At 60.3% G+C, this 21,220-nt stretch carries 20 protein-coding genes, 4 tRNA genes and 1 riboswitch; of the genes, 6 read left to right on the forward strand and 18 right to left on the reverse strand.

What is annotated here, in order from left to right:
- Positions 1–32: 32 nt before the first annotated feature.
- Positions 33–323 carry a hypothetical protein gene (locus TRP66_RS18765; protein ID WP_442965227.1) on the reverse strand — a complete coding sequence of 97 codons (291 nt, stop codon included), beginning with the start codon at positions 321–323 and terminating at the stop codon, positions 33–35.
- A gap of 210 nt (positions 324–533) precedes the next feature.
- Positions 534–929: a DUF6957 family protein gene (locus TRP66_RS18770; protein ID WP_333405563.1), complete on the reverse strand. Its 396-nt coding sequence runs from the start codon at positions 927–929 to the stop codon at positions 534–536.
- A gap of 128 nt (positions 930–1,057) precedes the next feature.
- On the opposite strand from TRP66_RS18770, the gene TRP66_RS18775 reads away from it, so the two are divergent.
- On the forward strand, positions 1,058–1,528 hold the full coding sequence (locus TRP66_RS18775; protein ID WP_333405565.1) for a helix-turn-helix domain-containing protein: 471 nt from the start codon (positions 1,058–1,060) through the stop codon (positions 1,526–1,528).
- A 312-nt stretch (positions 1,529–1,840) separates the two neighbouring features.
- Here the strand turns inward: TRP66_RS18775 and TRP66_RS18780 are convergent.
- Positions 1,841–1,912: transfer RNA gene (locus TRP66_RS18780), tRNA-Arg, on the reverse strand.
- Positions 1,913–2,428: 516 nt separating this feature from the next.
- Here TRP66_RS18780 and TRP66_RS18785 point away from each other — a divergent pair.
- From TRP66_RS18785 to TRP66_RS18795, 3 genes are all read left to right on the forward strand, one after another.
- Complete coding sequence (locus tag TRP66_RS18785) at positions 2,429–2,668, forward strand: hypothetical protein (protein WP_333405567.1); 240 nt, start codon at positions 2,429–2,431, stop codon at positions 2,666–2,668.
- 42 nt (positions 2,669–2,710) lie between these two features.
- Positions 2,711–2,896: a PA3371 family protein gene (locus TRP66_RS18790; RefSeq protein ID WP_333405569.1), complete on the forward strand. Its 186-nt coding sequence runs from the start codon at positions 2,711–2,713 to the stop codon at positions 2,894–2,896.
- Between the two features lie 456 nt (positions 2,897–3,352).
- Positions 3,353–3,679, forward strand: a complete 327-nt coding sequence (locus TRP66_RS18795) for an Arc family DNA-binding protein (protein WP_333405572.1) — start codon at positions 3,353–3,355, stop codon at positions 3,677–3,679.
- Between the two features lie 139 nt (positions 3,680–3,818).
- Here TRP66_RS18795 and mgtE read toward each other — a convergent pair whose 3' ends face one another.
- Positions 3,819–5,261 (reverse strand): magnesium transporter, encoded by a 1,443-nt coding sequence (mgtE, locus tag TRP66_RS18800; protein WP_333405574.1) that lies wholly within the window; start codon positions 5,259–5,261, stop codon positions 3,819–3,821.
- A 323-nt stretch (positions 5,262–5,584) separates the two neighbouring features.
- Between mgtE and TRP66_RS18805 the strand changes: the two genes are divergently transcribed.
- Positions 5,585–6,085, forward strand: coding sequence for a cell envelope protein SmpA (locus tag TRP66_RS18805; RefSeq protein ID WP_333405576.1), 501 nt, complete (start codon positions 5,585–5,587; stop codon positions 6,083–6,085).
- Between the two features lie 43 nt (positions 6,086–6,128).
- Here the strand turns inward: TRP66_RS18805 and TRP66_RS18810 are convergent.
- The 7 genes from TRP66_RS18810 to ltaE all read right to left on the reverse strand — a co-directional run bounded on the left by TRP66_RS18810 (position 6,129) and on the right by ltaE (position 12,086).
- A tRNA-Arg gene (locus TRP66_RS18810) sits at positions 6,129–6,205 on the reverse strand.
- Between the two features lie 88 nt (positions 6,206–6,293).
- Positions 6,294–6,370: transfer RNA gene (locus TRP66_RS18815), tRNA-Arg, on the reverse strand.
- Between the two features lie 110 nt (positions 6,371–6,480).
- Positions 6,481–6,571 (reverse strand) — tRNA-Ser (locus tag TRP66_RS18820).
- Between the two features lie 62 nt (positions 6,572–6,633).
- A complete protein-coding gene (csrA, locus tag TRP66_RS18825; RefSeq protein WP_002554426.1) occupies positions 6,634–6,822 on the reverse strand; it encodes a carbon storage regulator CsrA in 189 nt (62 codons plus the stop codon).
- A 167-nt stretch (positions 6,823–6,989) separates the two neighbouring features.
- Entirely contained in the window at positions 6,990–8,222 is a 1,233-nt protein-coding gene (locus tag TRP66_RS18830) for an aspartate kinase (RefSeq protein ID WP_333405798.1), read from the reverse strand.
- A gap of 84 nt (positions 8,223–8,306) precedes the next feature.
- Entirely contained in the window at positions 8,307–10,931 is a 2,625-nt protein-coding gene (gene alaS / locus TRP66_RS18835; RefSeq protein ID WP_333405800.1) for an alanine--tRNA ligase, read from the reverse strand.
- 150 nt (positions 10,932–11,081) lie between these two features.
- The gene (ltaE, locus tag TRP66_RS18840; RefSeq protein WP_333405802.1) at positions 11,082–12,086 is read right to left on the reverse strand and encodes a low-specificity L-threonine aldolase; all 1,005 of its coding nucleotides are present in this window, start codon (positions 12,084–12,086) and stop codon (positions 11,082–11,084) included.
- 211 nt (positions 12,087–12,297) lie between these two features.
- Positions 12,298–12,453, forward strand: a riboswitch (FMN riboswitch).
- Between the two features lie 125 nt (positions 12,454–12,578).
- Between ltaE and TRP66_RS18845 the strand changes: the two genes are divergently transcribed.
- Positions 12,579–13,091: a 6,7-dimethyl-8-ribityllumazine synthase gene (locus TRP66_RS18845; protein ID WP_333405804.1), complete on the forward strand. Its 513-nt coding sequence runs from the start codon at positions 12,579–12,581 to the stop codon at positions 13,089–13,091.
- Between the two features lie 111 nt (positions 13,092–13,202).
- Here TRP66_RS18845 and astE read toward each other — a convergent pair whose 3' ends face one another.
- The 7 genes from astE to TRP66_RS18880 all read right to left on the reverse strand — a co-directional run bounded on the left by astE (position 13,203) and on the right by TRP66_RS18880 (position 20,883).
- A complete protein-coding gene (gene astE, locus TRP66_RS18850) occupies positions 13,203–14,210 on the reverse strand; it encodes a succinylglutamate desuccinylase (protein ID WP_333405806.1) in 1,008 nt (335 codons plus the stop codon).
- A 23-nt stretch (positions 14,211–14,233) separates the two neighbouring features.
- Positions 14,234–14,521 carry a topoisomerase II gene (locus tag TRP66_RS18855; RefSeq protein WP_333405808.1) on the reverse strand — a complete coding sequence of 96 codons (288 nt, stop codon included), beginning with the start codon at positions 14,519–14,521 and terminating at the stop codon, positions 14,234–14,236.
- Positions 14,522–14,586: 65 nt separating this feature from the next.
- Positions 14,587–15,933 carry an N-succinylarginine dihydrolase gene (gene astB / locus TRP66_RS18860; RefSeq protein WP_333405810.1) on the reverse strand — a complete coding sequence of 449 codons (1,347 nt, stop codon included), beginning with the start codon at positions 15,931–15,933 and terminating at the stop codon, positions 14,587–14,589.
- Between the two features lie 24 nt (positions 15,934–15,957).
- On the reverse strand, positions 15,958–17,427 hold the full coding sequence (astD, locus tag TRP66_RS18865; RefSeq protein ID WP_333405824.1) for a succinylglutamate-semialdehyde dehydrogenase: 1,470 nt from the start codon (positions 17,425–17,427) through the stop codon (positions 15,958–15,960).
- Positions 17,424–18,449 carry an arginine N-succinyltransferase gene (gene astA / locus TRP66_RS18870; RefSeq protein ID WP_333405812.1) on the reverse strand — a complete coding sequence of 342 codons (1,026 nt, stop codon included), beginning with the start codon at positions 18,447–18,449 and terminating at the stop codon, positions 17,424–17,426. Before astA ends, astD begins: the two co-directional genes overlap by 4 nt.
- A gap of 65 nt (positions 18,450–18,514) precedes the next feature.
- Positions 18,515–19,546, reverse strand: a complete 1,032-nt coding sequence (gene aruF, locus TRP66_RS18875) for an arginine/ornithine succinyltransferase subunit alpha (RefSeq protein ID WP_333405814.1) — start codon at positions 19,544–19,546, stop codon at positions 18,515–18,517.
- 119 nt (positions 19,547–19,665) lie between these two features.
- On the reverse strand, positions 19,666–20,883 hold the full coding sequence (locus tag TRP66_RS18880; RefSeq protein WP_333405815.1) for an aspartate aminotransferase family protein: 1,218 nt from the start codon (positions 20,881–20,883) through the stop codon (positions 19,666–19,668).
- Positions 20,884–21,220: the final 337 nt, after the last annotated feature.

The following is a 21,220-nucleotide window of genomic DNA, read 5'->3' on the forward strand; positions in this document are numbered from 1 at the left end:
CTTGCTGATAGCGTGCAAAATTGTTGGTAATCTCAATGCCCTTGAATCATGCTCGAGAGAAAGACGGGTCTCAGGTTGGCCAGCGCTTCAATCTTGAAGTCTCGCTGGTGCGAGGTGTGATACACCGCCCCCTTAGCCACTTCCAGTAAGCAGACCTCAGAGCCAGTCCTGTCCTCACCTACGGTTACCCTGGTTAACTGCTCCATCTGCCAGCCTCCGGACTTATTCATCCAAGATGGCGTCACAGCCATAATCTCGGTGATAGCTAAATCCGCACCTTGGCTTACCAACATTTTTTGAAGCTGGTGGGTGTCGTCAATCATCACCGCGCACTCGCTGAGCCGACCCTCGTTTTCGATGCTAAGGGTTAAGTGATACCAAGGCGTTCGCAACAGCCTCGACACTCCACGCCAATGGGATACGCCCTCACCGAACATTCCTGGGACGCCTATCAGGTCGTTGTCTAGGGTTCTGAACATGTGTCGCCTCAAGCTACTGGAGCACGTCAGTTGCCCAGCAGAACCGGTTGGTAATCAGAAAAGGGAAAATATCGCTTCGATGGAAGAGGACTTACGATGGCCTGGCCCGAGCAACACGTAGACCGTGTTGCGTGTTTCGAATAGGTAGCCTTCCTTGAAAGCGGTGCCCATGCTGGAGCGCACCCAATGACCTGGTTCGAAACGCCGCTGCTCGTCATGCACAACTTTGTGGGCAAACAGGAACATTGGTTGGCAGCCGGCGGCGATCACCTTGGCTCGTTCGGTGTCAGTGACTAAGGCATCAAGGATGATCCACTCTTCGACGACGCATAAGGGCAACCACTTATACCGTTGCCGAGCAGCAACGAGCACGTCCTCGAGAGACAGCGCAGAGCCGACCAGGGCAATCCCTTCTTCGCCCAAAAGCCCACCTTCGAGCCCTATTTCCATCCGCTGCGTCCCCGCCAATAATTACACATAAATTGACGATCAAAGCCTTGTCCGCCATCCGTATAACTATAGCTCTTTGCGTGGCGGCAGGCAAACGCGGCATACCGTCCGTTTTTCGGGAGCTTGCGATGTCGCTGCGTTATTCCTTTGCAGCATCTCTTCAGTTGCTACGCACTCGTAAAGGGCTGTTCCAGGAGGATATCGCCAACGTCGGCGGTTCGGTCTCTCAGCCATATGTGAGCAAGCTAGAACTCGGAAAGAGTGTGGTGAGCCTCGACACGAGCTATCAGCTAGCAGCCGCGTTGAAGGTGGAGCCGATCACCCTCCTAGCGCTAACCGTTGCCTCCCACAAACACGTAACAGCTCGGGAGATGCTGCTGACTGCGCTTGCGGAGCTGGATGCCCTAGAGCTGGCTGACGCGAGCCTGCCAACGGAGCCAGCGGAATTGCCCCGCCATGGGACTGATAGCGCCAGAAAGAAGTTGGAAGCGGTTCATGATTTGAAGAAGAGAGGATTTACCCAAGCTCAGGCAGTGAAGGAGCTGGGGATACCGGAGAGCACTTTGCGTAGGCTTTGGCACCAAAGCGCAATCCGCTGATAGTGACATCACCAGTATCGAAGCCGTAGACAAGCAGCAACAGCTTTGGAAAACAGTGGTCAAGCGCTTATTGCTTTCGACCAGCTGAGGTGGCGCGAGCATCCTGCTAAGGAGTGTTACGACAACGCCCCCACGATCACAAACGCTTCGTGCCCCGCCTAAAGCTCAACGTCTTCCGAGGCCACGTACTAATTGACACGATCTCGCAGGCAGCGGTAGTGACAGGGCGATGGACGCGTAAGGGATTTAGGTTTGAATCAAGGAGAGTGGAGATAGGCCTAAGGCCATGTAGGGGAGCAACTGAGTAGGATGTGTCCCCTGCAGGAATCGAACCTGCATCTAGCCCTTAGGAGGGGCTCGTTCTATCCGTTGAACTAAGAGGACATAGAGCGCGATATCTTACGTAAAACCATGCACTTAGGAAAGCTCACTTCCCTAACCATTCCCTATCGCCATCAGATCCTGAGCTTTCGCGCAGACGCGGATGACTGCTTATCTCAACAGGAGACTAGATCCCACCCCAGATAAGAACTGCCAACCTTCCCCTTAGGAGGGGGATGCTCTATCCAATTGAGCTACTGAGACGCTAGGCGCCGGCACACAGACGGTGCCAGCGAGAACGGCGAGCATGTTAACGATCCGGGACCGGTTTGTCATGCGGTCCTTGCCGTCACCCTGTGTAGGCGAAGCTTTCATAGTCAGCCGGAAAAGTTCCCCGGTCATGCAAAATGCAATGCGCCGAAAAGCCATCATTGCAAAACGCAACCGACAGCCCTTTCATCACATATATATGTTATTGATTTATAAGGCTATTTTTTGAGATCAGGCTTGGCATGCAGACTGCATTACCGGAATGAATACAACACACCTTCCATTCAGTTCGGGCCAAGGTACAGAAAAATGAACATGATCCTGACAGCGTTGAATGCAGCCGCATTGGTAGCCCTGGTCACCTTTCATTTTCAGGACTCTGGTACCGCGTCTGAAACTGTCACTCAGACCGTGCAGACTCAGCATACGATCCGTCAGGCTCCGCAACTGGCCGTCATGACTGACAAGCGCGCCAACGCAGCTATGCTGACCAACGACGCGGAAGAAACCCTGCAGATCCCACGCAGCGAGCAACGCTGGGTCTTCTGATCGTCACGCTTATAAACGCCACAGCCCTTAGAGAGAGCCGCCATGTCAAAAACCGCCTTATCATTCCTGATCCTGGCTTTGATGGCTGTAGCCGCTGATCTGCTGCTTCCCGAGGCCGCTCAGACGTTCAGCAGCATTCTGAAAATTGCCGCCGGTGTTTTTGCCAGCCTTTTCGTGGCAGCCCTGCTCATTGGTCGTCGCTTCAAGTTCGATCCGGTTCTGCGCTAAGCCTGCCTCGCTGTTCACTCCTCGCAAATGATCGGGAAGGCTATGCAGTCCTTCCTGGCAGTACTCTCTTCACTCGCCCCTATTCCCCGCTCTCATCGCGCACTTGCTGATACACACCTGACGTTGGTCGGCCCGCATTAGTAAATTTTCCCACAGCATCTACGCTGACGACAGATAGCCATGATGGCAAAAAGCAGTCAGGCTATGGATCCACGGCGTTTCAGTGCAATGCCGGCTTTGCAAATTCGCTCGCAATTCTGATAATTGGTGCTGGCTAAAAGCCGCTATCTGGGTCAATATTTGTCACAGATTTGACGCCAAGGATTCGACGGAATGGGTCATCATTCAGACCCTTTTGATAACTCGGTTGAACATTTGACCAAAACGATTGTCAGACAGTGACAATCTCGCGGCCACTTGCTAGAACCGCTTCCCCTGAACTAACCGGTTAAATATATGAGCCCTATGAAACAGGCTACTTATTCCAGCCGCACGGCTGACAAGTTCGTTGTTCGCCTACCTGACGGCATGCGTAATCGTGTGCAAGAGGTAGCCAAAAATCATCACCGGAGCATGAACTCGGAAATCATTGCTCGCCTTGAACAGAGCTTGATTCAGGAAGGAGCCCTTGGCGACGAGCCAAGCCTGCGCCTTGACAGTCCTGAGCTGTCTTTGCATGAACGTGAGTTGCTGCAGCGTTTTCGTCAATTGTCACACCGTCAGCAGAATGCCCTTATTTCGCTGATCGCTCACGACACGGAACTGGCTTCCGAAGAGTCTTGAGTGCTTAGATGCTCTAAAGGCCAGCGTAAGCTGGCCTTTTTTATTGCGCGATCGCTCGACCTTAGTTGTAGGAAATTTCTGAAAGTAGCTCGTTTTCAGCCATAAAAAAACCGCCTCAAAGGCGGTTGTTTTTATTGCGTTAGAGCAAAAAGAGCGTGGCCAGGCCCAGGAAGATAAAGAACCCTCCGCTATCGGTCATCGCCGTAATCATCACGCTGGCACCCATCGCCGGGTCTCGCCCCAGCTTGGCCAGGGTCATCGGAATCGAAACCCCCATCAGCGCGGCCAGCAACAGATTGAGCGTCATGGCGGCCGTCATGACCACCCCCAGTGACCAGCTGCCATAAAGCATGTAGGCCACGACGCCGATCACTCCACCCCAGATAAGGCCGTTGATCAGGCCCACGGCCAGCTCCTTGCGCAGCAGGCGGGATGTATTCCCGGTACTGACCTGATCGAGCGCCATGGCGCGAACGATCATGGTGATGGTCTGGTTCCCAGAGTTGCCACCAATCCCCGCCACGATAGGCATCAACGCCGCCAGCGCCACGAGCTTTTCGATGGAGCCTTCGAACAGGCCGATCACTCGCGACGCGAGGAAGGCGGTGATCAGGTTGATTGCCAGCCACGCCCAGCGGTTGCGCAGCGAACGCCAGACCGACGCGAAAATGTCTTCTTCTTCGCGCAGACCCGCCATGTTGAGGACTTCGCTCTCGCTTTCCTCACGGATCAGATCGACCATCTGATCGATGGTCAGACGCCCGATCAGCTTGCCACCCTTGTCGACCACCGGGGTCGAGATCAGGTCATAGCGTTCGAACGCTTGTGCTGCGTCGTAGGCGTCATCTTCAGGGTGAAACGTCACCGGGTCGCTGGCCATTACCTCGCCAACCTGCTTCTCTGGGTCGTTGACCAGCAGACGCTTGATCGGCAGCACGCCTTTGAGCACGCCCCCGTAATCGACGACGAACAGCTTGTCGGTGTGGCTCGGCAGCTCCTTGAGACGCCGCAGATAGCGCAGCACGACTTCGAGACTGACATCCTCGCGGATGGTCACCATCTCGAAGTCCATGAGAGCACCGACCTGCTCTTCGTCGTAGGACAGCGCCGATCTCACGCGCTCGCGCTGCTGGACGTCCAGCGCCTCCATCAGCTCGTGGACGACGTCGCGCGGCAACTCGGGTGCCAGGTCGGCGAGCTCGTCGGCGTCCATCTCCCGGGCCGCCGCGAGGAGCTCGTGATCATCCATGTCGGCGATGAGGGTTTCACGCACCGAGTCGGACACTTCGAGCAGGATGTCGCCGTCGCGCTCGGCCTTGACCAGTTGCCAGACAGTCAGACGGTCTTCGAGCGGCAGCGCTTCAAGAATATAGGCAACGTCGGCGGAGTGCAGGTCGTCAAGCTTGCGCTGCAACTCGACCAGATTCTGGCGATGGACCAGGTTCTCGACACGATCCTGGTGCTGCCCTTCCTGGCGGTGCGTCAAGTCTTCAACGACACGCTGGCGCTGCAGGAGCTCGATGACCTGGGCCAGACGATCCTGCAAGCTTTCCTGCGTTTTCTTTACTTCTCTTTCGGTCATAGGCGAACTCCACTCCCAGCAGCGGAGCACGCCGGGGAGATCAATCAGTCAGAACGTGATTGGTGAAACGTACGATTGAGTAACTACTGGGTAAGTCCATGGAGGTATTCCACAAGCCCCGGCGGGGCTGACGGGCGCAATCATACACCGCTTTGGGTCGATCGCACCCCAGAAAATGCAGTCAAGAACAGGCATTTGCGACGCAAACTTGAACGCGTTTGCAAGCCTGCCGGGTTACGACGTCACATCTGGCGAAGAAAACACGCTCGCCCTGGAAAAAGCCAGGCGATAGGCTGGCTCGTCACTTGTCATGGAAGACAATCATGCCTATCCCAAGCCGGTTCGCGCTGTATGGCGCGCTGCTTTGCCTGAGCGCACTCCAGGCATTCGCCACCCCCGCCGCGGTACAGCGCTGCCAAGACGCTTCAGGTCATTTCACGTTCACGACCATGGGGTGCCCGGAAGACCAGGCCAGCGAAACGCGCGAGTTCTTCAATGCGCCACCGGGCAGTGTGATGCCCGGGCTGTCAGCACCTGTCACAAACGGGCCGAGCCCAATGGCAATGAATGACGACGTGGTGATTGTCGGCCAGCGCGATGACGGATGCGGCAATCAGTTATCCGGCGAGGCACGGCGTCGAGCGATTATCAACAAGCGGGTCGTACCGGGCATGTCCGTACGAGAGGTGGAAAACCTGCTCGGCCGGCCGGCGAAAGTCCAGCACCGTAACGGCGAGCTGCGCTACCAGTACGAAGATCGGAAGAAAAAGATCAGCCATCTGGTGACTTTCGACAGTCAAGGCTGTGTGCGAGGCAAACCCTAGAAAGCAAAAAGCCCACATCAGATGATGTGGGCTTTTTGGTGTATGGTGCACTCGACAGGATTCGAACCTGTGACCGCTCGGTTCGTAGCCGAGTACTCTATCCAGCTGAGCTACGAGTGCATTTGGTGTTTTTAGACCAGACCACCGCTGGTTGAAGCCAGTTGAATACAGCGCCGTAGATTCTACCTTGCTGTAACCAACCTTGAAATGGTGCACTCGACAGGATTCGAACCTGTGACCGCTCGGTTCGTAGCCGAGTACTCTATCCAGCTGAGCTACGAGTGCATTGTGTTGGTGCCGCGCATTATAGGTCGTTAAATTCTTTTGTAAAGCACTTTTTCGAGTAATTTCAACAACTTACCGATCAAGCCAAATCTAACGCACTACAGAAATAATGGCGGAGAACGGGGGATTCGAACCCCCGACACCCTTTTGAGGTGTACTCCCTTAGCAGGGGAGCGCCTTCGGCCACTCGGCCAGCTCTCCGCAACACGGGGCGTATAATAACCACCCTTTTCCCCGTTTGCAAACCAAAAATTCAAATAAAATTAATGGCTTGGTTCTTCGTCCTTCTCTTTCTTGATACGCAGGTAGATCTCTTCGCGGTGAACCGCGACTTCCTTGGGCGCGTTGACACCGATCCGTACCTGGTTACCCTTGACGCCGAGCACCGTCACAGTGATTTCGCCATCACCGATGATCAGGCTTTCTGCGCACCGACGAGTCAGAATCAGCATACCTTTCTCCTTACGCATTCTTCAGGGACAACAGTCTGCAAACCAGCAGGCAAGCCTGGGACGAAAACGCCACACGCCTGAACAGAGTATCGGCCAGCGCGAGAAAAAGCACAGTCTCGCGCGGCGATAAGGCCGGGTGCGAAGCATTCACACCCGGCGCTGACGGATCACTCGCCCTGGCGGGAAGCGTCCAGTTCGAAAGCGGTGTGCAGCGCGCGCACCGCCAGTTCCAGATATTTCTCTTCGATAACGACCGACACCTTGATTTCGGAGGTCGAGATCATCTGGATATTGATGCTTTCCTTGGCCAGTGCTTCGAACATGCGGCTGGCGACGCCCGCGTGGGAGCGCATGCCGACACCGACGATCGAGACCTTGGCGATCTTGGTGTCGCCCGACACTTCACGCGCGCCGATTTCCCGGGCGGTGGTTTCCAGCACCTGCAGCGCCGACTGGTAGTCGTTGCGATGCACGGTGAAGGTGAAGTCGGTGGTGTTATCGTGGGCTACATTCTGCACGATCATGTCGACTTCGATATTCGCCGCACTGATCGGGCCGAGAATCTTGAATGCCACGCCCGGAGTATCCGGCACGCCACGGATCGTCAGCTTGGCTTCGTCGCGGTTGAAGGCGATGCCGGAAATGATCGGCTGTTCCATGGATTCCTCTTCATCGATGGTAATGAGGGTGCCCGGACCCTCCTTGAAGCTGTGCAGGACGCGCAGCGGGACATTGTATTTGCCGGCGAACTCCACCGCGCGGATCTGCAAGACCTTGGAACCGAGGCTGGCCATTTCCAGCATCTCTTCGAAGGTGATCTTGTCCAGGCGCTGGGCCTGGGAGACGACGCGCGGATCGGTGGTATAGACGCCATCCACATCGGTGTAGATCTGGCATTCGTCGGCCTTGAGGGCCGCGGCCAGCGCCACGCCTGTGGTATCGGACCCGCCACGACCCAGGGTCGTGATGTTGCCGTCCTCGTCGACACCCTGGAAGCCGGCGACCACGACCACCCGGCCGGCCTTGAGGTCGGCGCGGATCTTCTGGTCGTCTATCTGCAGGATGCGCGCCTTGTTGTGCGCGCTGTCAGTGAGAATCCGCACCTGGTTGCCGGTGTAGGACACCGCCGGCACGCCACGCTTCATCAGCGCCATCGCCAGCAGCGCGATGGTCACCTGCTCGCCGGTGGAAACGATCACGTCCAGTTCGCGTGGCACCGGCTGGTCGCTGATCTGCCGGGCCAACTCGATCAGACGGTTGGTTTCGCCGCTCATGGCGGAGAGCACGACCACCAGGTCGTCGCCCGCCTCGCGGAATTTCTTGACCTTGTCGGCCACCTGTTCGATCCGCTCTACCGAGCCAACCGAGGTGCCGCCAAATTTCTGTACGATCAAAGCCATCTCAAAGCCGCCTTAAAACCCGTAATGGGCACCCATGAATGCCCGGAACGCCGGCCCGCGGGAAACGCGGACCGGACGTCCGGCTCAGATACCCTGCTCTACAAAAGGAACGGTCAGCGCCAGCGCGGTATCCAGAGCACCCGCATCGACGCCGCCACCCTGAGCCATGTCAGGACGGCCGCCGCCCTTGCCACCGACGGCAGCCGCCGCTTGTTTCATCAAATCACCGGCTTTGAGTTGGCCAGTCAGGTCCTTGGTCACGCCCGCCACCAAGACGACCTTTTCCTCATGGACACTGCCGAGCAGGATCACTGCGCGGCCGAGTTTGTTCTTCAGCTGGTCGACGAGCGCCAGCAGCGCTTTGCCGTCCTGTCCGTCCAGGCGAGCGGCCAGGACCTTGACACCCTTGACGTCAACGGCCGAAGCCGAGAGATCGTCGCCGGCGGCGCTGGCCGCCTTGGCCTGAAGCTGTTCCAGCTGCTTTTCCAGCTGACGGTTGCGTTCCAGCACGGCCGAAAGCTTGTCCAGCAGGTTGTCGCGATTGCCCTTGATCAGGGTCGCGGCTTCCTTGAGCTGGTCTTCCGCGCTGTTCAGCCAAGCCAGCGCGGCCGCGCCGGTCACCGCTTCGATACGGCGCACGCCAGCGGCAACGCCGCTTTCGCTGACGATCTTGAACAGCGAGATATCGCCGGTGCGGCTGGCGTGAATGCCGCCGCACAGTTCGACGGAAAAGTCGCCGCCCATGCTCAGTACGCGAACGGTGTCGCCGTACTTCTCGCCGAACAGGGCCATCGCGCCGCGCTTGCGCGCCGATTCAATGTCGGTTTCCTCGGTGACGACCGGAGTGTTCTTGCGCACTTCGGCGTTGACGATGTCTTCCAGCGCCCGCAGCTGTTCAGGCTTGATCGCCTCGAAGTGGCTGAAGTCGAAACGCAGGCGCTGACTGTCCACCAGCGAGCCTTTCTGCTGTACATGATCACCCAGTACCTGACGCAATGCGGCGTGCAGCAAGTGGGTCGCCGAGTGGTTGAGGCCGGTGGCCTGGCGCACATCGCCAGACACTTGAGTCTCGACTGCGGCACCGATTTTCAGGCTGCCCGATGCCACCACGCCGTGGTGCAGGAACGCGCCGCCGGTCTTGGTGGTGTCGCGCACGTCGAAGCGGGTTTCGCCGGCCTGCAGGAAACCACAATCGCCGATCTGACCGCCGGATTCAGCGTAGAACGGCGTGCTGTCCAGGATGACGACGCCCTCCTCGCCTTCGCCAAGTTTCTCGACGGCCAGGCCGTCCTTGTAGAGCGCGATGACCGAAGCGCTGCCGCTGGTGGCCGCATAGCCGGTGAACACGGTGGCGACGTCGACCTTGACCAGACTGTTGTAGTCCATGCCGAAGGAGCTGGCGGAGCGGGCGCGGACACGCTGGGCTTCCATCTCGCGCTCGAAGCCTTCTTCGTCCAGGGTCAGCTCGCGCTCGCGGGCGATGTCACCGGTGAGGTCCATCGGGAAACCGTAGGTGTCGTACAGCTTGAAGACGATTTCACCCGGAACCACCGAGCCCTTGAGCTCGGCCAGATCCTGTTCGAGGATCTTCAGGCCCTGCTCCAGGGTCTTGGCGAACTGCTCTTCCTCGGCCTTGAGTACACGTTCGATGTGCGCCTGCTGCTGAGTCAGCTCAGGGAACGCAGCGCCCATTTCGGCGACCAGCGCAGCCACGATCTGATAGAAGAAGCTGCCTTTGGCGCCCAGCTTGTTGCCGTGACGGCACGCGCGGCGGATGATCCGGCGCAGCACATAGCCACGTCCTTCGTTGGACGGCAGCACGCCGTCGGCGATCAGGAAGCTGCAGGAGCGGATATGGTCGGCGACGACCTTGAGCGATGCCTGATTGTCGTTGGTGCAGCCGGTGGCTTTTGCCGAAGCGGCCAGCAGGCTCTGGAACAGGTCGATCTCGTAGTTGGAATGCACGTGCTGCAAGACCGCGCTCACGCGTTCCAGGCCCATGCCGGTGTCCACCGAAGGCGCCGGCAGCGGGTGCAGCACGCCGTCCGCGGTGCGGTTGAACTGCATGAAAACGTTGTTCCAGATTTCGATGAAGCGATCACCGTCTTCTTCCGGCGAACCGGGCGGGCCACCCCAGATTTCCGGGCCGTGGTCGAAGAAGATCTCGGTGCAGGGACCGCAGGGGCCGGTATCGCCCATGGTCCAGAAGTTGTCGGAGGCGTACGGAGCGCCCTTGTTGTCGCCGATGCGCACCATGCGTTCAGGCGGCACGCCGATGTCCTTGGTCCAGATGTCATAGGCTTCGTCGTCGGTGGCGTAGACAGTGACCCAGAGTTTTTCCTTGGGCAGGTTCAGCCACTTCTCGGAGGTCAGGAACGTCCAGGCGTAGGTGATCGCGTCGCGCTTGAAGTAGTCGCCGAAGCTGAAGTTGCCGAGCATCTCGAAGAACGTGTGGTGACGGGCCGTGTAACCGACGTTCTCCAGGTCGTTGTGCTTGCCGCCGGCACGCACGCATTTCTGGCTGGAGACCGCGCGGGTGTAGGCGCGCTTCTCCTGACCCAGGAAGCAGTCCTTGAACTGGTTCATGCCTGCGTTGGTGAACAGCAGGGTCGGGTCGTTGCCTGGAATCAGGGAGCTGGAAGGGACACGGGTGTGACCCTGCTCTTCGAAGAAGCCAAGGAAGGCTTCACGGATTTCTGCGCTTTTCATAGGTTCTTCCACGGAGACTGCGGCCAGAGGCGGTGCAAAACGTCAGATGACGTAGCGACGGCAAAGGGCCGCATTATATAGGCGTTGCGTCCTCGGTACAGTGTGTTTGTACGATAGAGACAAGTTACTGGATTACTGGCACTCGACGCTTTACAGGCGGGCGAATTCCGCGAACACCGCAATGACGCGCTCAAGCTGAATGCGTGACACATCCATATGGGTGACCAGTCGCAGTCGAGGCGCGGCACTGATGCGGATATCCCGCTCGGCGCAGTAAGCCTTCAACGATGTAGCGAGCTCGCCCATGTCCACATAGACCATGTTGGTCTGGACCGGCTCGACGCTGTAGCCCAGTTCGGTCAGCCCGCGTGCCAGAAACACGGCATTGGCGTGGTCTTCGGTGAGGCGCTGCACATTGTGTTCCAGCGCATACAGCCCGGCGGCGGCCAGCCCGCCGGCCTGGCGCATCCCGCCACCCACCATCTTGCGCAGGCGACGTGCCTTGCCGATCAGCGCGGCGGAACCGCACAGCACCGAACCCACCGGCGCACCCAGCCCTTTGGACAGGCAAATCGACACCGAATCGAAATGGCGGGTGATCTCCCGCACTTCCACGCCCAGTGCCACTGCTGCGTTGAATACCCGGGCGCCGTCCAGATGCATGGCCAGGCCGTGATCGAGCGTCAGCTTGCGGGCTGAAGCCAGGTATTCCAGCGGCAGCACTTTGCCCTGCATGGTGTTTTCCAGGGCCAATAGACGCGTGCGGGCGAAGTGGAAATCGTCCGGCTTGATGGCTTGCAGCACCTGGGTCAGGTCCAGCGAACCGTCGGCCTGCACCTCCAGCGGCTGCGGCTGGATCGAACCCAGTACCGCGGCGCCGCCGCCTTCGTATTTATAGGTATGGGCCTGCTGACCGACGATGTATTCCTCGCCGCGCTCGCAATGAGCCATCAGCCCGAGCAGGTTGCTCATGGTGCCGCTGGGCACGAACAGCGCGCTGGCGAAGCCCAACCGGTCGGCGGCGGTGCTTTCGAGCTGATTGACGGTCGGGTCTTCGCCATAGACGTCATCACCGGTAGGCGCACTGATCATTGCCTCGAGCATGCCCTGTGTGGGCTGGGTCACTGTATCGCTGCGCAAATCGATGACGGTCACGAGAGGCTCCTTGAATTCGGATCAGAATGGTTGCAACGCCGTGCTTGTAACAGGGCGTTACCGAGGCCGCAGGACATCATAGTCGAAGCCGCGCCACTGCCGATACTGCACGTCCTTATGCGAAAAAGGCAGGACCGCCGTACGAAAGTGTCGATGCACACTGTGCGTAACTGTGTTAAAAATCCCCGCGTCGGCGAATTCGTACGCTCGGCAACGTTCTCAGGGCGGGGTGCAATTCCCCACCGGCGGTGATGACGCACAATGCGTCCAGCCCGCGAGCGCTTGTAGGCGGTCACGCTTTCAAGGTCAGCAGATCCGGTGTGAATCCGGAGCCGACGGTCATAGTCCGGATGAAGAGAGAGCGGGATCAGCGTCTACAGCACCGTTTGCAAAGCTTCGGCACGACTACCCTGCCCGGAGTCATTTCCCACGGAACGTGAATCCCTTTCGATCCAAACGCCCTGTTTTTTTCATAAACAGGAGTCAGAACACGTGCAACCCACTGCAATCGACAGCAAAAGCAAAGCCCACGCCAACGAGCGCGTTGCGTTCATCCAGGCCACCTGGCACAAGGAAATCGTCGATCAGAGCCGCAAGGGCTTCGTCGCCGAGATGGCCAACCTGGGCTATGCGGAAAGCGACATCGATTTCTTCGAAGTCGGCGGCGCTTTCGAAATCCCGCTGCACGCCAAGCTGCTTGCCAAATCCGGTCGCTATGCCGGCATCGTCGGTGCCGCGCTGGTGGTGGACGGCGGCATCTACCGCCATGAGTTCGTGGCCCAGACCGTGGTCAGCGGCCTGATGCAGGTCCAGCTGGAAACCGAAGTGCCGGTATTCTCGGTCAGCCTCACGCCTCACCATTTCCATGCGGGCGAAGAGCATCAGAAGTTCTTCTTCGATCATTTCGTGCACAAAGGCGCCGAAGCGGCCCGGACCTGTGTCGACACCTTGAACAAGGTACGCGCGTTGCGTGGGCTGACGGCGCAGCACAAAGCGGCGAGCTGATTCCACGAGTGCTCAAGGCCCCCGTAGGAGCCAGCGGGCGGCGATCCGTCTTGCTGGCGATTGCCACGATGCGGATCGCCAGCAAGCTGGCTCCTACGCCGGCGCGCGGGATCAGGGGATCTGGTCGGCCGTGGTCGGCACGATCAAGATGCCGGCACGCAATCCGTTGGCGACTCTGGGGTTGGGGAAGATGATGCGCGCGTCCTCTTCTTCCACTATCCAGCGCGTATCCCCGGCGTCCTCGGCCAGCAGGTAGCCCTGCTCCAACGGGGAAAAGTTTTCCACTTCTTCATCCAGATGCAACCTGAACGCGTCGCTGCGCTTGATGATCTCGCGCGCCACGGTGAACAGGTGCATGCCGTCCAGCACCGGTTCGAGTTCCGGTTCGCTGCCTTCGATCAGGTGCACAAGCCGCTTGCGCAACAGGCCAAGGTCGACCTGAGCGTTGTGGCCGAACGGTCGGGCCTTGCCCAGTTCCAGGGTGAAAGCCTCGGCACCGAGCTGATCATAGATGTAAGCGCTGAATACGACTGACGGTTTGTTCTGCAATAGCACGGCGCTCATGCCGGCGGCCCGCAGCCGCGCCAGCTCGCGGCGCGAGGGCGCGCGGCCGTCCTTGAACGGATACAGCGCGAACTGCTCGATCCGCGATCCGCGAATGGCTGTGTGCAGGTCGTAATGCAGGCGATAGCGGTCCGGCAGGCTGAAGAAGGTCGCGGCCAGTCGCTCCAGTTCGCAGGCGCGCAACGCTTCCGCTCCGCCCCCGAGACGATGACGACCGTTGAACAGCCGGTTGACGTCTTCTTCCACGTAGCGCACCCCGCGCCGCAGCGCTTCGGGGTTGCCAAACAGAAAGAGAATACGTGCCCGTGGCTGAAGCTCTCCACGGGCGATGGCATGGATCAGATCGTCGAGCAATTCGACAGGCGCTGTCTCGTTGCCATGGATGCCGGCAGACAACAACAGATCGGTGCCGTTGTCGCCACCCTCGGGCGGGCGAACTTCCAGCGCCCCTTCCCCGAGCCAGCGCAGGCGCACGCCGCCGGAGGTCATTTGCGTCTTTTGCGCCGGCTCGCGTCCGGCCAGCGTCAGTTCGAGCAATTTTCCGAGGGCGAGCATGGGCCGGCTCCTTGCTTGGCTACTTAATGGTTGCAGTCCGGACCGTGGACGTGATCGTCGTCATCGCCAGCCAGGTCCGCCGGCTCCATTTCCAGCTCCAGGCTCACCAGATTGGTCGCCAGCGGGCGCAGCAGCAGGTTGGCGTATTCAGCATCGCCTTCCTCGACGTCGACACCGATCAGCAACTGGCCACGGCCGTCATGCTGGATCCACACTTCCTTGCCCTGCCAGACGATCGCCAGGCGATTGCACGAGGTGGGCGAAGGGTTGCCGTCTTTGTCTTCGAGGATTAACTGCAGGGCGTCGGTCATGTGCGGGGTCTCTATAAAGGAATAACGCGCACCGATCAGGGTGCGCCGAGTTGCGGCCGAACGAGTCAGCCAAGCTGGAACGGATAAACCGCGCCCAGTTTAAGGATTTGCGTCAATTCATCCAGTGCCGTGCGGCATTCGATCAACAGCTGCGGATCGGCCAGATCGTTCTCGCTCATGCGGTCGCGATAATGGCGGTCTACCCATTGGGTGAGGGTCTGGTAAAGCGGGTCGGTAAGGATTACACCGGGATTGACCGCCGCCAGCTCGGTCTCGTTGAGCGCGACCCGCAGACGCAGGCAGGCAGGACCACCGCCGTTCTGCATGCTCTGCTTGAGGTTGAAGACCTTGACCTCGCGCACCGGACCGCCGCTGGCGATCAGCGCCTGGAGGTATTGCCAGACCCTGTCGTTTTGCTGGCATTCCTGAGGCACCACCAGCAGCATCGTACCGTCGGCACGGCTCAGCAACTGGCTGTTGAACAGGTATGAGCGCACCGCATCATCGACCGAAACCTGGGCGCGCGGCACACAGATCGGCGCAAAGCCTGCACCGATGGCCGCCAGCTTGTCGCGCAGTTCGGCCAGCACCCGGTCGGTGTCGAGAAAGGCGTCCTGATGGTAGAACAATGCTTCGCCGTTACCGACCGCGATCACGTCGTTATGAAACACGCCCTGATCGATCACGGCGGGATTCTGCTGGGCGAACACCGTCGCCTGCTCGGCGAGGCCATGCAAACGCGCCACCGCCATGGAGGCTTCGAGGGTCTGGCGCGCGGGAAACTTTTGCGGCGCGGGATAACGGGTATCGAACGCGCTGCGCCCGAACACAAAGAATTCGACCCCCTTGCCGCCGTAGTCACGACAGAAGCGGGTATGGTTGGCGGCGCCCTCGTCGCCGAATTGGGCCACCGGCGGCAACGCGGCGTGATGCGCGAAATGCCTGGGGTCGGCGAACATCGCACCCAGCACCCGGCCGGTCGTGGGATGCTCGATGCTGCGATGGAATTTGCAGTTGAGGTTCGCGGCGGTGAAATGCACCCGGCCATCGGCGGTATCGGCGCTGGGGCTGACCGTCGCGGCATTGGCGACCCACATGCTCGACGCCGAGCAACTGGCTACCAGCAGCGGCATGGCCTGGCGCGCCGCCTGCTCGATCACCTGTGCGTCGGTGCCGCCGAAACCCAGCTGACGCAAAGCCGCAATGTCCGGACGTTCCTGCGGCGCGAGGACACCTTGGGTAAATCCCAGGTCCGTCAACGCCTTCATTTTCGCCAGGCCCTGGAGCGCCGCTTCGCGTGGATTGGCCGATTGCTGACTGTTGTTCTGGGAGGCGACGTTGCCGTAGGACAGCCCGCCATAGTTGTGGGTCGGCCCTACCAGCCCGTCAAAATTGACTTCGCAGGATTTCATCGGCGTGATTCCATGGATCTGTTGTCAATCCAGGCGAATGCCCGGCGTCAGTGCAGCCGGCAATGCCAGGCTGTCGGTTTCCAGCGATGCCACCGGAAAAGCGCAGTAATCGGCGGCGTACCAGGCGCTGGCCCGGTGATTGCCCGAAGCCCCGACACCTCCGAAGGGCGCACTGCTGGCCGCGCCGGTCAATTGCTTGTTCCAGTTGACGATGCCAGCCCGGCTTTCCAGCCAGAATTGCTGGTAATGCGCCTGCGAGTCTGACAGCAGGCCGGCCGCCAGGCCGTACCGGGTGTCATTGGCTTCGGCGATTGCGGCATCGAAGTCGGCATAGCGCACCACCTGCAACAGCGGCCCGAACAACTCTTCGTCCGGTCTGTCGCTAACGGCGCTTACATCCAGGATGCCTGGCGTCAGCAGGGCGGCCTGGCTGTGCGGCTGGGTCATTTCCAGCAACGCGACCGCCCCCTTGGCAATCAGCTGCCGCTGTGCTTCCAGCAATGCCGCCGCGGCGTGCAGCGAAATCACCGACCCCATGAACGGCGCCGGTTGCCGGTCGAACCGACCGACCTCGATGGTCGAGCTGACCGCGACCAGCCGGGCGAGAAATGCATCGCCCCACGCGCCCTGGGGAACCAGCAGCCGCCGGGCGCAGGTGCAACGCTGACCCGCGGAGATGAAAGCCGACTGGATGACCGCGTACACGGCGGCGTCCACGTCCTGTACCTGATCGACGATCAGCGGATTATTGCCGCCCATCTCCAGCGCCAGAATCTTGTCCGGCCGTCCGGCGAATTGTTGGTGCAGCGCATTGCCGGTCAAGCTCGATCCGGTGAAGAACAGACCGTCGATACCAGTGTTCACCGCCAGCGCGATGCCCGTGTCCTTGCCGCCCTGCAGCAGGTTGAGCACACCGGCCGGCAATCCTGCCTCGATCCAGCATTGCAGCGTCAGTTGCGCCACTTTCGGCGTCAGCTCGCTGGGTTTGAAGACAACGCAATTGCCCGCCAGCAGCGCCGGAACGATGTGCCCGTTAGGCAGGTGTCCGGGAAAGTTGTAAGGGCCGAACACAGCCACTACGCCGTGGGGCTTGTGGCGTAACACCGCCATGGCGTCGCCGAGCGGGCCGCTTCTCTCCCCCGTGCGCTCACGATAGCTTTGAATGGAAATGGCGACCTTGTTGATCATGCTGGTCACTTCCGTCGCCGCTTCCCACAACGGCTTGCCGGTTTCCTGACCTATGCAGTGGGCAAGCTCGTCGGCGCGGCCTTTGAGGCCGGCTGCAAAGGCTTCCAGAATCGAGATTCGTTCGTCCAACGGTCGACGCGCCCAGCCGGGAAACGCCTGACGCGCCGCCTGAACCGCCTGCTCGACCTGCGCGGTCGAGGCGCCACGGCCGGACCAGAGCACCGCCTGGCTGACCGGGTCCAGCGAGTCGAATGCCTCGCCCTGCCCTTCATGCCAGACGCCGTCGATATAAAGCGAAGCCATCAGACCCCCTCCTTGCCCGCCGAGAGAGGCACCGCCCGCACGCTGTCGCCAGGACTCATGCGCAGACGCTTGGCGGTCAGCGGATCCACCACCAGCGTGCCGGCGGCGAACCGCGCCGACCCGGTGGTAATCCGGCAGTCTTCGCGCTTGCGGTTATAGATCAGGCAACGCGGCGCGTCGTCGCCTGGGGTGCCGATTGCCAGTACCAGCGCCTGACTGTCGCGCACGGCGCGGATCTTGCCGGTCTCGCATTCAATGGCAGGACCGGCGTCGAAAATGTCGACGTAGCCCTGATAGGTGAAACCTTCGGCCTTGAGCATCGTCAGCGCCGGCTCGGTCTCGGCATGCACCCGGCCGATCACGCTGCGCGCGGTCTCGGACAGAAAGCAGGTGTACAACGGGAATTTGGGCATCAACTCGGCGATGAAGGCCTTGTTGCCGACGCCGGTCAGGTAGTCGGCCTGACTGAATTCCATCTTGAAGAAGTGCCGGCCCAGGCTTTCCCAGAACGGCGAGCGACCGTTGTCATCGGACATGCCACGCATTTCGGCAATGACCTTGTCGCCGAACAGTTTCGGAAACTCGGCGATGAACAACATGCGCGCCTTGGACAACAAGCGTCCGTTGAGCCCGGTGCGTGCGTCGCTGCGCAGAAACAGGGAGCACAATTCCGAGTTGCCGGTCAGGTCGTTGGCCAGAAACAGCGTCGGGATTTCCCGATAGATATTCAGCTCCTGCGAAGCACTGACGGTCAGCCCCACCCGGTAGTTGTACCAGGGCTCACGCAGACCGACCGCACCGGCGATGGCGGAAATTCCCAGCACGCTGCCATCGTCGTCTTCGAGAACGAACAGGTAGTCGGCATCGGCGCGCTCGGCCTCGCCCCGGAAGGTCCGTTCGGCCCACTCCACTCGATGGGCCAGACGCTTTTCGTTGGCAGGCAGGGTTGTCAGACCGGCGCCAGTGCCGCGCGCCAGCTCGATCAGCGCCGGCAAGTCACTGCTGCGTACGGGACGAACGATCATTTTCTCTCCTCAACGGGACGGCTCTCGCGCCCCGGAAACTTGCTTGTCGAACGATCCGCGAATCTTCAGACCGCCACGATCCGTACGCTGGCGCCTTCGCCCACCCCGAGCGCTTCAGCCGCCGGTAGGCTCAGCACGACCGGCTTGCCCGGCGACCAGTCCAGCTCCAGCAGGACGGCGCGGTAATCCTGCAGCAACCCGTTGGCCACCAGATACAGGCGACCGCCCTTGCCGACCTCCGTGTCCTGCCCGGTGTCGACCTTGACCGGCACCAGCCGGCTCTGGGCAATGGAGCGGATACCCGATACCCGGGCGTGCAGGGTCGGCCCGCCATCGAAGATGTCGATGTAATGATCGGTCTCGAAACCTTCGCGCATCAGGATATCGAAGGTGATCTGCGCACGCGGGTGCACCTGACCCATGGCTTCCTGCGCCGCGTCGGGCAACAGCGGCACGTAGATGGGGTAATGGGGCATCAGTTCGGCCAGGAAGGTGCGGCTCTTGAGGCCGCACAGGCGCTCGGCTTCGGCGTAATTCAAGTCGAAGAAGTTGCGACCGATGGCGTCCCAGAACGGCGAGTCGCCGTTTTCGTCGCTGTAACCGACAATTTCCGTCACCACCGAATCGGCGAAACGCTCCGGATGGCCGGCGACGAACAACAGACGGCCACGGGAATTGAGTTCCGACCACGCGGTGCCCACGAGTTCCGGGACCACGTAGAAGCTGGTCAGCAGACTATTGCCGGTCAGGTCGTGACACTGGTTGAGCACGTGGATCTTGTTGTGGATCTTCAGCTCGCGCGAGGCATGCACGAACGTCTCGTTGCGAAAACTGTAGAAAGGTTCGGAGTACCCCGCCGAAGCGACGATTCCGGAACAGCCGACCAGTCGACCGCTGGCGGTGTCTTCCAGCACGAAGAAATAGGTTTCTTCGCCATTGAAACTGACCTCGGCCGCAAACGAAGCTTCCGAAGCGCCGATCTTGTCGCTCAGACGGCCTTCATCGTCAGGCAGGGACGTGACACCAATCGGGCTGTCGGCGGCAAGGCGCTGTACCTCGGCCAGGTCAGCCATTTGCGCGGGGCGCATTACCAGCATGGTGCCACTCCTTAGAGGGTGTTTAGCCCGTCACTGGAAACATGCCGGGCGACGGCAACCGCCCGGCACTGAAAAATGTCCGACGCCGCTCGCACGGACGTCGGGTCAACCTGGGTTCTTCAGGCGGTCAGACTGGCGACCGCGCGCTCGAAGCGATCCAGACCTTCATCGATATCCGCATCGTCGATCACCAGGCTCGGCGCGAAACGGACCACGTCGGGACCGGCCTGCAGAATCATCAGGTCATGAGCCTCGGCGGCATTGAAGAACTCCTTGGCCTTGCCCTTCCAGGCATCGGTCAGCACGCAGCCGATCAGCAGACCCAGACCGCGCACTTCGGAAAACACGCCGTACTCTTGGCCGATCTGCTCCAGACGCGTCTTGAAGCGCTGATGCTTGTCTTGCACGCCGCCCAGTACCTCGGGGGTGTTGACGACATCGATCACCGCCTCGCCCACCGCGCACGCCAGCAGGTTGCCGCCGTAGGTGGTGCCATGCACGCCGACCGCCAGATGCTTGGCCAGCTTCTCGGTGGTGAGCATCGCCGCCAGCGGGAAACCGCCGCCAATGCTCTTGGCGCTGGACAGAATGTCCGGGGTCACGCCGTAGTTCATGTAGGCAAACAGTTGGCCAGTACGGCCCATGCCGCTCTGGACTTCGTCAAACACCAGCAGCGCGTTGTGCTCATCACATAGCTGACGCGCGCCTTGCAGGTAGGCAAGTTCCGCAGGCAGCACACCGCCCTCGCCCTGGATCGGTTCGAGCACGACCGCGCAGGTCTTGTCGGAAACGGCCGCTTTCAAAGCTTCCAGGTCGTTGTACGGAACGTGACGGATACCGGTGATCTTGGGGCCGAAACCGTCGGAGTACTTGGGCTGACCGCCGACGCTCACGGTGAACAGCGTCCGGCCGTGGAAGCTGTTGAGCGCGGCGATGATTTCGTACTTGTCCGGGCCGTACAGATCGTGGGCCACGCGACGGGCCAGCTTGAACGCGGCCTCGTTGGCTTCCGCGCCGGAGTTGCAGAAGAACACCCGGTCGGCAAAGGTGGCGTCGGTCAGCTTCTTCGCCAGACGCAGCACCGGCTCGTTGGTGAAGACGTTCGACACATGCCAGAGTTTGTTGGCCTGCTCGCTCAGCGCGCCGACCAGCGCCGGATGGCAGTGACCCAGCACGTTGACGGCGATCCCGCCCGAAAAATCCACCAGCTCGCGGCCCGCCTGATCCCAGACTCGGGATCCCGCGCCTCGAACGGGAATGAACCCGGCCGGCGCGTAAGTGGGGACCATTATCTGGTCGAAATCGGCGCGTTGCACCGCGGCATGCTCAACGGACATCGGAGTCTCCTGAAGAGGAACGCCTGCCTGAAATATGGCGAGCGATTGAAAGATTGTAAGGACAGAGCCAGGCGCAGCCTTGTCGCCAGGCGACAACTTGTTACAGCGCAACACCAGAGGATTCCCGGGTTTACAGCATTGCGACATATTGCGTCACAAACGCGCAGTTTACTGAATACCAAGGCATCTGTCCGCTGTCCGGCGCATCGTGGATAAATCCGCTTGTGTCTTCCATCAGGCTAAAGTCTGGGGTGAGAGGGGTGGACGGCAAGCTGTCTAATCGCGGTGCCCTTGAGCACGTGTAGGAGCCAAGCTGCCGTCCACTCTTCCCGCTTTG

The sequence above is a fragment of the Pseudomonas sp. JDS28PS106 genome, from assembly GCF_036706555.1.
Taxonomy (GTDB): domain Bacteria; phylum Pseudomonadota; class Gammaproteobacteria; order Pseudomonadales; family Pseudomonadaceae; genus Aquipseudomonas.

What these genes read in the sequence shown, in the direction of transcription:
- TRP66_RS18765 (WP_442965227.1), bottom strand. Translation starts at nt 323, where the DNA reads ATGATTGACGACACCCACCAGCTTCAAAAAATGTTGGTAAGCCAAGGT.
- mgtE (WP_333405574.1), bottom strand. Translation starts at nt 5,261, where the DNA reads ATGACCGAAAGAGAAGTAAAGAAAACGCAGGAAAGCTTGCAGGATCGT.
- TRP66_RS18830 (WP_333405798.1), bottom strand. Translation starts at nt 8,222, where the DNA reads ATGGCTTTGATCGTACAGAAATTTGGCGGCACCTCGGTTGGCTCGGTA.
- astE (WP_333405806.1), bottom strand. Translation starts at nt 14,210, where the DNA reads ATGCTCGCCCTCGGAAAATTGCTCGAACTGACGCTGGCCGGACGCGAG.
- TRP66_RS18770 (WP_333405563.1), bottom strand. Translation starts at nt 929, where the DNA reads ATGGAAATAGGGCTCGAAGGTGGGCTTTTGGGCGAAGAAGGGATTGCC.
- TRP66_RS18775 (WP_333405565.1), top strand. Translation starts at nt 1,058, where the DNA reads ATGTCGCTGCGTTATTCCTTTGCAGCATCTCTTCAGTTGCTACGCACT.
- alaS (WP_333405800.1), bottom strand. Translation starts at nt 10,931, where the DNA reads ATGAAAAGCGCAGAAATCCGTGAAGCCTTCCTTGGCTTCTTCGAAGAG.
- astA (WP_333405812.1), bottom strand. Translation starts at nt 18,449, where the DNA reads ATGATCGTTCGTCCCGTACGCAGCAGTGACTTGCCGGCGCTGATCGAG.
- TRP66_RS18795 (WP_333405572.1), top strand. Translation starts at nt 3,353, where the DNA reads ATGAGCCCTATGAAACAGGCTACTTATTCCAGCCGCACGGCTGACAAG.
- TRP66_RS18805 (WP_333405576.1), top strand. Translation starts at nt 5,585, where the DNA reads ATGCCTATCCCAAGCCGGTTCGCGCTGTATGGCGCGCTGCTTTGCCTG.
- aruF (WP_333405814.1), bottom strand. Translation starts at nt 19,546, where the DNA reads ATGCTGGTAATGCGCCCCGCGCAAATGGCTGACCTGGCCGAGGTACAG.
- TRP66_RS18790 (WP_333405569.1), top strand. Translation starts at nt 2,711, where the DNA reads ATGTCAAAAACCGCCTTATCATTCCTGATCCTGGCTTTGATGGCTGTA.
- TRP66_RS18855 (WP_333405808.1), bottom strand. Translation starts at nt 14,521, where the DNA reads ATGACCGACGCCCTGCAGTTAATCCTCGAAGACAAAGACGGCAACCCT.
- csrA (WP_002554426.1), bottom strand. Translation starts at nt 6,822, where the DNA reads ATGCTGATTCTGACTCGTCGGTGCGCAGAAAGCCTGATCATCGGTGAT.
- astB (WP_333405810.1), bottom strand. Translation starts at nt 15,933, where the DNA reads ATGAAATCCTGCGAAGTCAATTTTGACGGGCTGGTAGGGCCGACCCAC.
- TRP66_RS18880 (WP_333405815.1), bottom strand. Translation starts at nt 20,883, where the DNA reads ATGTCCGTTGAGCATGCCGCGGTGCAACGCGCCGATTTCGACCAGATA.
- TRP66_RS18785 (WP_333405567.1), top strand. Translation starts at nt 2,429, where the DNA reads ATGAACATGATCCTGACAGCGTTGAATGCAGCCGCATTGGTAGCCCTG.